The 13,056-nt window shown below is 48.5% G+C and carries 8 protein-coding genes; 7 read left to right on the plus strand and 1 reads right to left on the minus strand.

All coding sequences use genetic code 11. The features are described 5' to 3' along the window. Positions 1–310 precede the first annotated feature (310 nt). Positions 311–1,195, plus strand: a complete 885-nt coding sequence (locus IQ260_RS17705) for an alpha/beta fold hydrolase (RefSeq protein WP_193994438.1) — start codon at positions 311–313, stop codon at positions 1,193–1,195. Between the two features lie 48 nt (positions 1,196–1,243). Beyond that, on the plus strand, positions 1,244–3,121 hold the full coding sequence (locus IQ260_RS17710; protein ID WP_193994439.1) for a GTPase family protein: 1,878 nt from the start codon (positions 1,244–1,246) through the stop codon (positions 3,119–3,121). 137 nt (positions 3,122–3,258) lie between these two features. Here the strand turns inward: IQ260_RS17710 and IQ260_RS17715 are convergent, their stop codons facing one another. Next, a complete protein-coding gene (locus IQ260_RS17715; RefSeq protein WP_228016212.1) occupies positions 3,259–4,737 on the minus strand; it encodes an ABC transporter substrate-binding protein in 1,479 nt (492 codons plus the stop codon). Positions 4,738–5,501: 764 nt separating this feature from the next. Here IQ260_RS17715 and IQ260_RS17720 point away from each other — a divergent pair. The 5 genes from IQ260_RS17720 to IQ260_RS17740 all read left to right on the plus strand — a co-directional run. After that, positions 5,502–6,857, plus strand: a complete 1,356-nt coding sequence (locus IQ260_RS17720) for a response regulator (protein ID WP_193994441.1) — start codon at positions 5,502–5,504, stop codon at positions 6,855–6,857. A 154-nt stretch (positions 6,858–7,011) separates the two neighbouring features. Further along, the gene (locus IQ260_RS17725) at positions 7,012–7,377 is read left to right on the plus strand and encodes a response regulator (RefSeq protein ID WP_193994442.1); all 366 of its coding nucleotides are present in this window, start codon (positions 7,012–7,014) and stop codon (positions 7,375–7,377) included. A 29-nt stretch (positions 7,378–7,406) separates the two neighbouring features. Beyond that, positions 7,407–7,997, plus strand: coding sequence for a chemotaxis protein CheW (locus IQ260_RS17730; RefSeq protein WP_193994443.1), 591 nt, complete (start codon positions 7,407–7,409; stop codon positions 7,995–7,997). A gap of 50 nt (positions 7,998–8,047) precedes the next feature. Then, positions 8,048–10,450 carry a methyl-accepting chemotaxis protein gene (locus tag IQ260_RS17735; protein WP_193994444.1) on the plus strand — a complete coding sequence of 801 codons (2,403 nt, stop codon included), beginning with the start codon at positions 8,048–8,050 and terminating at the stop codon, positions 10,448–10,450. Positions 10,451–10,452: 2 nt separating this feature from the next. Next, the coding region (locus tag IQ260_RS17740; RefSeq protein WP_193994445.1) for a chemotaxis protein CheA at positions 10,453–13,056 on the plus strand (2,604 nt) is incomplete at its 3' end.

The following is a 13,056-nucleotide window of genomic DNA, read 5'->3' on the forward strand; positions in this document are numbered from 1 at the left end:
GCAAAAAAGCGACCGTCCATCAGATTAAAAACGATATTAACGGGCGCTAGTTCTGGGAAAAAACTATAGTCATAGCTAACATCTGCTACATAGCCATGGGTCCAGTCGGTCATATTGTTTATATATAAAGGGTTTGGTGGCTAAAACTTTGGTGACTAAGACACTGCCAGCAATGTGCCAATAGCTTCCACACGTTAACAAGTATGATGTCTGCATATCAGTAATGTTGTAACAATCCTTTTTAATACCTTTTCAATAGTAGTAGGCTCAATTGGGGCAGAGGATTTGCTATCGGAAAGTGGAGGTTTCTATGACTGCTATTACGGCTGCTGCACCATTAAACGGGTCCGTTGCCACCTATCGCTGGCAGTGGCAAGGTCATACGATTAACATTACCTACGAAACTCTGGGGTCTGGTCAGCCCATACTGCTGCTGCCTGCCTTAAGTACGGTTTCCAGTCGTACGGAGCTAACCGCACTCGCTAGCCAGCTCGCCACACGCTACCAGATCACGGTGCTAGATTGGCCCGGTTTTGGTGATTCTGACCGTTTACGCTTGGCTTATCAACCGGCGCTCTATCAGCAGTTTTTAAAAGAGTTTGTCAACGCAAAATTTTCTGAACCGATTGCCGTGGTTGCCGCTGGCCATGGAGCCGGCTATGTGCTGGCGATGCCTGATGCCTGGTCACGTATCGTGCTGGTTGCGCCCACGTGGAAAGGACCTTTGGCGGTGATGGGGGCTTCGGCAACGGTGCGGAGCCGGGTGAGAGACTTGGTGCGATCGCACCTCGTTGGCCCTCTACTTTACTGGCTCAACACCCGTCCCGCCTTTCTCAAATGGATGTATCGCCGCCATGTCTTTGTCGATGACGCTCAGCTCACACCAGAGTACATTGCCCAACGGCATCAGATTACCCAAAAGTCAGGGGCTCGCTATGCCCCCGCCGCCTTTGTTACCGGAGGTTTAGACCCGGTGGAAACCAGAGACGCCTGCTTAGCCTATTTTGACGCTGTGAGTGTACCGGTGATGGTGATTGTCGGAGAACAGGCTCCCCCATCTTCAAAAGCAGAAATGGAAGTGATAGCAGCACAGCCAGGAGTGCATGCGGTTCGATTACCCGGCACGTTAGGGATGGCTGAAGAGTTTGGAGTCGCGGTAGCCGAGACCGTACTGCCATTTTTACAACCTGCATAACCCCTCGAACCAATCATTAAACTAGGGAAAGTGATGGAGTGAGCAACCATGATGCAGCTAAAACGGTGGCAGTGGGTGGTACTGGCACTGCCGTTAGTGACGGTCATAACCTTTGTCATGGTTGTTGCCGGTATTCAGCTGCGTACTTGGGGGATGACCTGGATTTGGGCCATCATTCTACTGGTGTTTGTGGGCTGGCGCTGGCTGCTGGTCCACTGGACCAAGCCCCGCGAGATTGACCGCATTGTTACCGCCGTGAAGGCAGAACTCACCTCTGTCACCGCTAGCGGAGTCGATAATCAGACGCTGGAAACCTCGCTACAGCCGATTTTGACAGCGGCCCGAGAGGACCCGCCGGTATGGGACGACTGGGTTGCTTTTTGGAAACGGTGTCAAAGTATCGTAGCCACGGTGGCCCATCACTATCACCCAGATGTGAAATATCCGCTGCTTAATATCTACGTCACCCAGGCCTATGGGCTGATCCGGGGGACAGTGGATGACATGGATCGGGCCATGACTCAGCTAGCTCCGGTCCTCAATCAGGTAACGGTGGGGCAAGCCTACGAAGCTTACGAAATTTACCGTAAGCTAGAGCCCTCCATGGGCAAGCTCTGGCGGGCATGGAACTGGGCTCAGTGGCTGATTAATCCAGCAGCAGCAGCGGCGAAGATAGCCAGCAAAAAAACAAGTACCCAGGCTAATCAGCAGCTGCTGGTCAACCTGAGCCAGCTGCTGAGGGAAACGGCTCTGCGAAACCTGGCCCAGCAGACGGTAGCCCTCTACGGGGGCGATACGCTACCGGCAATTTTTGAGGCAGATAGCTCCTCAGAAACAGGGGCAAAAACCGCTACGCTCCAGTCCATTTTAGCAACGGCTACACCCGCAGAGGCCGTTGAAAGAAAGCCCGTTTCCTTGATGTTTGTAGGACGTACCGGGGCCGGTAAAAGCAGTCTGATTAATACGTTATTTAAGACAGATTTAGCCGAGGTGGATGTGTTGCCTAGCACTGATAAAATTCGTCAATATAGCTGGCAGCTAGATACGGGGGAAGTCTTAAATCTAATCGACTCTCCTGGCTATGAACAAATTGCCAAGGAAGATTTTCGTGATTTGGTCCTAGATCAGGCAGCCGCTGTCGATCTGCTGGTGCTGGCAACACCGGCTTTGGACCCAGCTCTGCAAAGCGACAAAACATTTTTACACGATCTCAAAGCAGCTGAACAACAGCCGCCAACCGTGGTAGCTCTCACCCAGGTAGATCGGCTACGCCCGGTGCGCGAATGGCGGCCCCCCTACGATTGGCAAACGGGACAGCGGCCTAAAGAGAATTCCATTCGTGATGCGGTTGCCTATCGAGTAGAAACCCTGGGCCAGCCTGCTGGGGCCGTAGTACCGCTGGTCACCTATGACAGCAACAGAACCGCTTGGAATGATGATACCCTGGCCCTAAAGCTGGTGGACACCCTGGGTCACGCCAAACAATATCGTCTGGCTCGGTTTCTAACCAATCAAGCCGCCCTGGCTAAAGCAGCGGCCAAACTGATTGACCAGTACACGTTGCAAATGACCACTACCCAGGGAGTAACCGAACTGCTCAAAAGCCCCATTCTCCGCTATATTTCGCGGATGATGACGGGCTCAGATCTGTTGGCCACGGCTCTGATGGAAAAAATTCCGGTGGAACAGGCTCCGGTGGTGATTGGCAAACTACAGCTGGCCTATGAGTTGTTTAACTTACTGGCGACCGAAGAGAGTACCTTCGATTTGGCCACGCTATGGCCCACCCTGTTGGAGAACGAAGCCCCTCCAGCCCAGAATGCCTGGGCCTTTGGTCACGCTCTCACAGCTTACTGGCTAGGGGAGACCAGCCGTCTGGACAGGGCCTTTGAACGTTACCTGCAGGACTATGAATCTCTGAAGTGACGATGCGAACCCTCCGGGATCTGCGGCTAAATAATGTACCCGATCAACCCGGTTTCGACTTCGCTCCACATTCTAGCTTCGAGAGTTGAGCGGAGTCGAAACTCGACCTACGAGTATTTCATTTTTGAGCCAGTCCCTTACACTCCAAACTGGTCAATCTGCTCCTTTAGATAGTTCTCTGCTTGATTGGGGTCAAAATCACCAAATTGCATCTTCTCTACCCGAGATAATGCCTCTGGCGCGTCTACTCCTAGTTCTTGAGCTAACTCTCGGGCCAGCTCGGTCAAAAAGAAATTCTCTCCTCCATTGGGTGCCTTTTCAGCCGTTGTATAGTCCCAACGGATCAGCTGGGTGGTAATCCAGCTGGCAAAACTCTTCCAGGGATAGGGGTCAAAGTAGATGCGGTCGGGAATATCAAACGAATTTCCCTGACCGTCTTCAAATTTGCCAGTCATCACAGCCTCTAGCATCGGCACGGGCTGGTTGAGATATTCCTGGGGAGCAATGGCAGCGGCAATTTCTTTGCGGTTAGCAGCCTGACTGGCATATGTAGCGCCATCAATGATCGCCTTGTTCAAGGCGCGAAATGTCTTGGGATTGGCATTAATCCAATTTTGGGTGGCGGCAAAGGCACAGCAGGGATGGCCGTCCCACAGATCCTTGGTCAACAGATGGATAAAGCCAATGTCGTCTTGTACGACCCGTTGGATAAAGTTGTCAGGCAGTAGAAAGGCGTCAAGTTGTTCAGAGGCTAGTTTTGCGATCGCATCCGGCGGTGGCAAAATCAACAGATTAACATCTTTGTCCGGATCCAGTCCCCCGGATGCCAGGTAGTAGCGCATCAGCAAATTATGATTGGAAAAATCATAGGGAATGCCAATGTTCATTCCCCTGAAGTCTGCTGGACCGTTGATTTTACCCAGGTGTTTTTTCGCGACCGCAATCCCTTGACCGTTGTTATTTTCGATACTAGCCAGTCTCATCGGAAAGGGTGCTGAACCCAGACCAAGGGACATGGCAATGGGCATGGGAGCTAGCATGTGGTAGGCGTCCAGCTCACCAGCAATGGCCGCGTCTCTGACCACTGACCAGCTGTAATACTTGATTAAATCTACATCGAGACCGTATTTCTCATAGAAGCCCAACGGCTTCGACATAATAATCGGCGTGGAACAGGTAATCGGCAAAAAAGCCACCTTTAGACTAGACTTTTCGAGATCTCCAACAGCCGGAGCATCTGCCGCATCTTCAGCAAGATCGGACGCCGAGCCACAATTAGCCAAACTCACCAGGGCCGCTCCCACAGCAATATTCTGCAAAAACTTGCGTCGGGTCACCTGGCTGGTCCGTTTAGCATCCGCAAAAAACTCACCCGCTTTAGGACCAAACGCAGCACCAAAGGCCTGATCTAGACCGCCAGCTAGCTTAATTAAATCTCTTACTACCCGTTCTCGTCTCGGTTTGCCTTGGCCCACCGTACTAACAAACAATGCTGTCCGCAGCTCTGCTTCCGTAATCGAATCGGCTGTTTCAATGGCAGTGGGTTGATAAAACCGCATCTTGACTAAGTCATCGATCAAGTCAGCCGGATTCTGAGGCATCTCAATCTCAGCCATCAAGCGTCCATGGTCTTGAGTAGAATGAAAATTTCCACAAACGCTACAGTGTAGAGGGCTAGCAACATTCCCTCCTTGTTTTAAAGAGAGGCTATTTAAATAATGAGACTGACTAGAAAGTGATAACATAGTGACTTTATATTGGTGAGATCTATTGACAAGATCTGGCGTCCTTTTCTATGAATGTTATTCCAATCATTCCGTAAGTGTCAGGAGCAATCGATAGATTTTTATATATATTTTTAGGGTCTTTATATTCACCAATTACGGGTATAAAAAGTACCCAGTATTCATACAAAGTTAACTATATAATCTGTGCTCTTAATTTCAAAAATATGTGACAGACTATCCCGAATGTCTACAATGAGAGCAGAAGTATAAGATGAATTACTATTAGTCTGTAGCTTTCTTAAGCTGAACTATTGAATATATTGACTTAGGGGTTAAACCCCATCTTAAAACTTCTTTTCAAAAGGGTGTTTATTCCTTCATAATCAAAGATTAGAATTTAAGGCTCAGAAGCTGCCGTCCATAAAGGTTAGTCTTTATAGAACTTTGAGCATTTCCAAAACACCTGATCAAAAATCAGATAAGTAGCTGTTGAATCCCTGTAATAAAAATTTTAAGGCGCTTAAATAAGCTGTTTCCTATCCAGAAAAGATAATAGTGAATGATCTATAGCCTACTCAAGGAAAATTTTCATAGACTATTGAGAATTTGAACTTTGTGACTAAGGTGATAAAAATATTATTTTCTAGATCGCTATGCACCAACGTTTCGAAATAATATCATTTTTAAATGAGGCACTTGAATCTCGTCAAAGTGGGCGAGTTTATATCGATGGACCCGATGTAAAATGGTGTCTGGATATTACTGAAGGCAAACTGTTATTTGCAGCTCACTCACTACAGTACTTAAACACCTTAGAAACAATATTACCGAGTTTAGGCTATGAAGCCTTACTGCCGATCTACTGGCGGTTAACTCAGTTAAAGGTATATAAGCGCCAAGTCGGCACTAGCGCCCTAGACGCTCTTAATTGGACTAGTAAGATTGTGGGTGCGCTCATTCAATATAATGCCCTGGAAGTAGAAAAAGCTGAGAAGATACTGGCTAAATTAGCTGAGGATGCGGTTGAATCCCTCTTGGGCTTAGAAAATGCCACCGTAGCTTGGCACCCGTTTCCAAAAGAACTTTGGCATACAACAACCCAGGGTATCGAAATTGCGTCCTTAGTGAATCATCTCACTAGACGACTGCAAGCATGGCAGCCGCTTAGCGATCGCATCTGTTCTCCCCACCAGCGCCCCTACTGTGAAAACCTAGAAGACCTGTTCAAACCAACGCTGCAGGGTGGGCTTTCGCGGCAGATGCTAGAGTCCTTAGCTCGACTGATGCAGGGAGCGAGCATTCGTCAGCTAGCCCAATCAATTAAACAAGAGGAAACCAAGCTAGCACAGTTACTTTACCCATACATCGAGCATCAAGCTATCAAGCTGTGGCCGCCCCTATCGCCCCTGGACCGCTTACCCTGGCTGCCGACAGAACAGAAATCTCCTGAATTAGTCACCAGTACTGCTGGCAAACAATCAGAGGCAGCTGTTGTCAACAAGTCTTCTCATCCCGTAGCTAATGGCGCTGTCCTTGGAAAAACCGCTACCACCAGCGAACTGAATTCAAATAACGGTTCAAAGCAAAACTATCTTGACAATAATGGCTCAACTGTTCTGAAATCAAAGTATTTAATTATATGTATTGATGACAGCAAAGCCATGTTGGAGAAGATAGAGAGCTACCTCGATCCGGACTATTTTGAGCTTAAAACCATTATGGATCCGGTAAAGGCGATCTCTAAAATATGTACTAAAAAACCCAGTTTGGTACTGATGGATATTTCAATGCCCACTATTAGCGGTAATTCTCTATGCTCGATCTTAAAGCGTAGCTATATGTTTAAAGATGTGCCAATTATTATGATCAGCAGCAACACAGGAGCACTGAATAAAGCCAAGGCAGAGGTTTCAGGAGCTGCAGGCTATTTAGAAAAACCCTTCTCAAAAGTACAGCTAATGAACCTATTAGACACCCATTTGAAATTAAATATGAACAGGTTTGAATAATGTAAATTTTAATAAAAAAATTACAGTTGATTGATATTCAGGAAGTAGTCATAAATTAATTGAAAATCTCTTTCTAGATATCTTCTTCTAAAGATATCAATATAAAGAGGCCGTCTGCATAAATTTTTAATCGTAGTAGCAAGGCATTGAAAACATGGCAAAAAAAATATTAGTTATTGATGATGTTAAATCCGAGCTGGATTTGATCAGCCATTATCTTGAACAGGCTGGCTACACAGTAATTACAGCTGAGGGTGGTGTAGAGGCACTAGAAAAAATTGAATTTGATCGGCCAGATGCAATCGTTACGGATTTAGTCATGCCTGAAATCACAGGCCTAGAGCTCTGTCGGAAGCTTAAAAAAGATCCGACTACAGCTGATATTCCCATCGTTGCTTGCACCACAAAAGGTCGAAAAATGGATCAAAGCTGGGCTAAAAAGCAAGGTGTGGTCGGATATGTTGTCAAACCCTGCACAGCAGAACAGTTAGTTGATGCTGTAAGATTTGCAGTTTTGTAATTATTAAGTAAGGCAGCACGTCATCTCCCATGCAAACTTCTCCTAAACAATCTACCCAGACGCTAAAGACTGTAGATCGTCTTCAGCAGCTGCTGCCTGAGGTATTTACGCCAAAAGCTGTCTCAGGTGAACAGTTTTTGAGGGTGCAACTGACGTCAGAGTTGACGATTGCTCTGGCACTCAGCTGGGTTGAAGAAAGCCTGTTACTCCCGACTCACTTAGTCACCCCCATGCCCAATATGCCACCGGCAGTCTTGGGGTTAATGAGTTCAAAAGACCAGGTTTTTTGGGTTGTTAATCTAGCTCAACTATTAGAGTTACCTATTGTCCTAGAACCCTCTCAACACTATGAAGTAGTCATTATTCGGGCCTTGTCACCAAAATCTAACCAGGCTGCTGACCCAGAGAACATGAATTATGAAGAACTATTTTTAGGGCTAGTTGTCCCTAAAATCAGAAGTTCTGTTCGCTTATCACGGGAAGACATTATCTCTCCTGTTGATGAGGTAGATGCCAATCTATACCCCTACATCAGTGGTCAGGTTGTCATTGATGGTGATGTAGTGCTTGTTTTAAGTGCCGAGGCAATTGGGACAGCTCGCTCACTGACATTAGGTTAGGTTCGAATTTACACATTTTTTTAGTCACTATAGAGTACTAGGACACCACCATGACCGCAAAGGAATATTCATTAAACGATCAGCTGCAGCGCAAAGAGGCGACTTCACCACAAAAACAGCTCTTTCGCACCCTGGGGGCCAATAACGAGAAAGGACGCCCCCTCGGCAGACAGCTACTACAAACGCTGCTGCCGGTGACATTACTACCCCTGGCCGTAGCGAGTGGCTTAGGTATTGTTATCACCAAAAATGCTGAGAATGAGGATGTACTATTTGCCTTAAAACAGGAAGCATTCCTAGCAAGTGAGGCATCGGGTTTATTTGTAGAAGATAGCTTTAGTACGGTAGAGAACTTAGTCATTAGTCCAAATATTCAGCAGCTACTCAATCAAGCTAACCAAAAGGCTGCAGAAGATGAACTGATCGACCAGCCGGTTGAAGCCCTAGAGCAGCAGTTTGCTCAAACCAAGCTACTGACACCCAATGGAGCCATCAACAAATACTTAGCAGATATAACTGCTGCTGAAGAGCTGGGCGAACTATTCCTTACAGAGAGTAACGGTCTCACCGTTGCTGTAGATTCCCCTATTACTGACTTTGTTCAAAGTGATGAAGACTGGTGGCTGCAGTCTAAGCAGTTTGGACAATATGTTGAGCCGGTTAAATTTGATGATTCAGCTAATGTCGTCAGTGTATCGCTTTCGCGCGCGATTACCCCTGTGGGGTCAGAAGAATTTCTCGGCGTTGTCAAGTCGGTTCTACCGCAGCAGGTCTTAAGTACCCGAATTGCGAACTACTTAAGCAACTCGCTCGGCGAGAGTCAGTCAGTACAGGTTATTGACGTACGCAACGGTCTAGCCCTAGCAACTGTGCCAGTGGTCGAAGAAGGTGCAGGCAGTGCCAACGCAGAAGTAGTCGGGGGTGAGATAATTGCCCAGTTTGCCCAGGCATTATCATCAAAATTAGGGCGAGAGTCAGATAGTCCTCAACTGTTTAGGCAAGAACTAGCCCAGGCAACAGACGCTAGAATTCTGGATGTAAGCCGTACGCAAGTAGACGGTCGAGAAGTCTTAGAAGCTACAGTATCCTACGACGGCAGAAACTTTAGTTTAGCTACGGTGACCGATCTTCCCTGGGTTGCCATTTCATCAGAAGATGCTGTGGCTCTTGACCAAGCAGGACTCTCATTGCTGATCGTCTTTATCTTGACAGCAATAGTGTTGGGTACGGCTTCGGGTAGTTTACTGCTAGCCCTGGCGCGCAGGCTCTCTCAACCACTACAGACACTGACCGAGGTAGCTCAGAAAGCGGCTGCCGGTGATTTGGATGCTCGTGCCAGTATCCAGGGAACCTTTGAAACTCAGATTCTAGGTCGAGGTTTTAACAACCTCTTAGAACAGCTGCAGTCACTGCTCAAACAGCAGAAAGAAGCGGCTGATGAACAGAGAGAAGAGCGCGAAAAACTAGAAAACGATATTACCCAGCTGATGGAAGAAGTGGGAGATGCCGCAGATGGCGATCTCTCAGTACGAGCCAAGCTGTCTGCGGGAGACGTGGGCATTGTCGCTGACTTGTTTAATGCCATTATTGAAAACTTACGAGATATTGCTGTCAATGTAAAACAATCCACGGGTCAAGTGAGTGGTTCATTGCTGACCAACGAGCAACAAATCCTGGCTGTGGTTGAGCAGGCGGTGGAAGAAGCGCGCTCCATGCAAACCACCATGGTGGCGGTTGAGGAAATGGGACAGTCAATTCAGACAGTAGCCCAAAACGCCAACCAGGCATCTAGCTTAACCAATGATACCTATGTGACGGTACAGGCCGGGTCTGAGTCCATGGAGAAAACGGCAAACAGTATCCTAGAACTGCGCTCAACGGTTGGTGAAACAGCGAAGAAAATTAAACGACTCGGTGAATCTGCTCAGAAAATTGCCCAGTCGGTTAGCCTGATTGATGAGATTGCCCTTAAAACTAACCTGCTAGCGGTCAACGCTAGTGTTGAGGCATCCCGCGCAGGAGAGCTGGGGCAAGGCTTTACTGCGGTAGCAGAACAAGTCGGCTCCCTGGCAGAGCAGTCGGCCAACGCGACTAAAACCATTGCCCAAATTGTGGCTGATATTCAAACCGAGACCCAGGAAGTAGTCACGGCGATTGAAACCGGTACAGCACAGGTGGTCGACAGTAGTACCCTGGTCAAACTGACCCAGCAACAATTGGAACAGGTGCTGACCAAGTCTGAGCAAATCAACCGACTGATGCAAAATATTTCTGACTCAACGGTCAATCAAAATCAAGCATCCGTTGCGGTGACCGAGCTGATTCAAAAGTCTGCTCAGTCCTCTCAAGAGCGATCTCAGGCCTCAGCTCAGATGGCTCAGGCCATTCAAGAAACGGCCAAGGTGGCCCAATCACTACAGGCTTCTGTTGAGCAATTTAAGGTTGAAGAGTAATAATGAAACTAGACAAAGAACAACAGGCTCGACTGACCTTTTTAGCAGAAGCAGAAACCTATTTTGAGGAGATTGAAACTGTCTTGCTGGGGCTGAAGACAGCAGACGACCGGCTGAGTCAAATCAATATTGCCATGCGAGCTGCCCACTCTGTGAAGGGAACAGCCGGCATGATGGGATTTGTCGAACTCAGTCAGGTTGCTCACCAGCTAGAGGATTCGTTTAAGATTCTTCGAGCCCGGCGGTTGTCGATTGATATCTCGTTAGAAACATTACTCCTGCAGGGAGTGGACTGTTTGCGAGCCGTGCGTCAGCACCATCAAAATCAGCAATTAATAGACCCACAGTGGTTAGCCACTGATATTGAGCCTGTATTTACTAAGCTAAATGACTATTTAGGTGACCTTACTCCCGAAGACGAAGCGCGTCTGCTGTCGGAAGACAACGATGAAAACCTTGATGTAGTTATTTTCACAACCAGTGTTGAAGATTGTCTAGAAGAGTTTCAGCAGACGATATCTCAGCTACAGGGAAATGATCTCAGACAAGCTGTGGCCACCATGGCTCAACGGATGTCAGAGTTTGGCCTGATGGCTCAGCTAGAGTCGTTTGTTTCACTCTGTGATTCTGTAGAGCAGCAGTGTAATGCAGCCCAGCCTGAGGCAATTGAGGCGATTGCCCACAGGGCAATGAAAGCCTGGCAGCGGAGTCATTCGCTCGTCCTTTTGGGGCGCACAGAACGTCTGCCGGCTCAGTTAAAGACATCGACCGATCTCTTAGATACTGATCTCTTGGACGAAGAGTCCGATCGCCTGGGCGATCTGCCGTTGCCGGAATCTTTGCCAGAATCTTTGCCAGAATCCTTGCTCGACCTTCCAGATGGCACCAGCGATCTTGATGTGCTGCAAGATCCGCTAGCGGCGCTAGAGATCGCTGATATCTTACCGAAGGACGAGCTGTCGGATAGTGAGCTAGCAGTTGACATAGCGGCTCTTCAGGCACAGTTTGCGGCGCTGCCTGTTCTAGACTCCCCTAGTTCTGACGAAGAGGTCACCGAGTCAGTCCAGCCTATGGCGAACCTGGCAGAGGAACTGGCCGCGACAGCGATTAAAACCACGCTGAGTCCTGCCAACATGCCGCTGGTGACGCTAAATGCACCGCCGGTAGCACCTAAGCCCAAGAAAACGTCCACGGTGCGGGTATCGGTGGCACAGCTCAAGCAGATTAACAGTACGTTTGAGGCTCTGATTCTTAACCGTAATGCAGTCAACCTGAAGCTAGAGCAGCTGCAGGCGTTTAGCTTGTTGATGCAGGAACGGATGGTGGCGCTTGCTTCCTTTAATAAAGAGCTGCGGCATTGGTACGACCAGGCCTCTACAGAGGGAGTAATCTCTGAACGGGTGATGGTCGAGACGGGAGGTAACGGCACCAACGACACCAACGGCACCAGCACGACCGGTCAAAACGGTTCGGCTAATGGAGCACGGATAGACAAAACCGTTTTTGTGAGCGCGCCTGAAGAACTGGATGTGCTGGAGTTTGATCGTTACTCTAAGCTACATTTGCTGGCCCAAGAGCACATGGAGACCATTGTTAAACTTGAGGAGGTTAGCTACGACATTGAGCTGGGGCTAAATGAAATGGGGCAGGCTGTTGGCAGTCTGAACTATACCAGTCGAAGGCTCAAAAACCGGATTACGCAGACCCAAATGCGTCCGTTTGAAGAGATTGTTGGGCGGTTCCCACGGGTGGTGAGGGACTGGTCAGTACAGTATGACAAACCGGTAGAACTCAAGATCGAAGGCGAGAATACGCTGATTGGACAGTTTGCCCTGGACCAGCTGAGCGATCCGCTGATGCACCTGCTGCGGAATGCGTTTGACCATGGAATTGAATCTAGTGATGTCCGTCGGGCGAAGCAAAAACCGGCGATTGGCAGGATTTCGCTACGGGCGGTGAATCGTGGTAACCGGGTAGTGATCACCCTCAGTGATGATGGCAGCGGGATTGATCTAGATCGGGTTCGCGATCGCATCCGCAAATACAATCTGCCCGACCAGCAAGTCGACAGCATGGAGCAGCAAGAGCTACTCTCCTTTATCTTTGAGCCCGGATTTAGCACCAACGACACAGTTACAGAACTATCGGGGCGCGGCTACGGTATGGACGTCGTGCGCACCAACCTCAAAGAACTGCAGGGGGATATTCAGGTCGCGACAGAACCTGACAAGGGCACTGTTTTTACCATCAGCATTCCGCTCTCACTATCAATTTTGCGAGTCATGCTATTGGAGCGTAATAGTCTGGTGTTTGCGATGCCGGTGGATACGGTCCAAGAAATCATCCGATCTCCCCAGATGGACGAGGCCCAGCCCACCATGGACTGGAAAGACAGCTCAATTCCCCTGGTGCAGTTGGAAAAACACTGGTCGATGCAGTCAGCCTCTAGACCCACAGAAATGAGCGGTCAACCCTTGATTAACTGCCCGATGGTGGTAGTGGTGGGAGAAAACAACCAAAGCTATGGTCTCAATGTGGATCGGTTTTGGCAGGAGCAAGAAGTCGCCATTCGCCCTGTCGCCAGTCCCATCCCCTTACCCCCAGGG

Origin of the sequence: Leptolyngbya cf. ectocarpi LEGE 11479, from assembly GCF_015207065.1 — a bacterium.
GTDB lineage: Bacteria > Cyanobacteriota > Cyanobacteriia > Phormidesmidales > Phormidesmidaceae > Leptothoe > Leptothoe ectocarpi.

Coding starts and splice junctions, on each gene's coding strand:
- IQ260_RS17710 (WP_193994439.1), top strand. CDS start 1,244: ATGATGCAGCTAAAACGGTGGCAGTGGGTGGTACTGGCACTGCCGTTA.
- IQ260_RS17705 (WP_193994438.1), top strand. CDS start 311: ATGACTGCTATTACGGCTGCTGCACCATTAAACGGGTCCGTTGCCACC.
- IQ260_RS17730 (WP_193994443.1), top strand. CDS start 7,407: ATGCAAACTTCTCCTAAACAATCTACCCAGACGCTAAAGACTGTAGAT.
- IQ260_RS17725 (WP_193994442.1), top strand. CDS start 7,012: ATGGCAAAAAAAATATTAGTTATTGATGATGTTAAATCCGAGCTGGAT.
- IQ260_RS17720 (WP_193994441.1), top strand. CDS start 5,502: ATGCACCAACGTTTCGAAATAATATCATTTTTAAATGAGGCACTTGAA.
- IQ260_RS17735 (WP_193994444.1), top strand. CDS start 8,048: ATGACCGCAAAGGAATATTCATTAAACGATCAGCTGCAGCGCAAAGAG.
- IQ260_RS17715 (WP_228016212.1), bottom strand. CDS start 4,737: ATGGCTGAGATTGAGATGCCTCAGAATCCGGCTGACTTGATCGATGAC.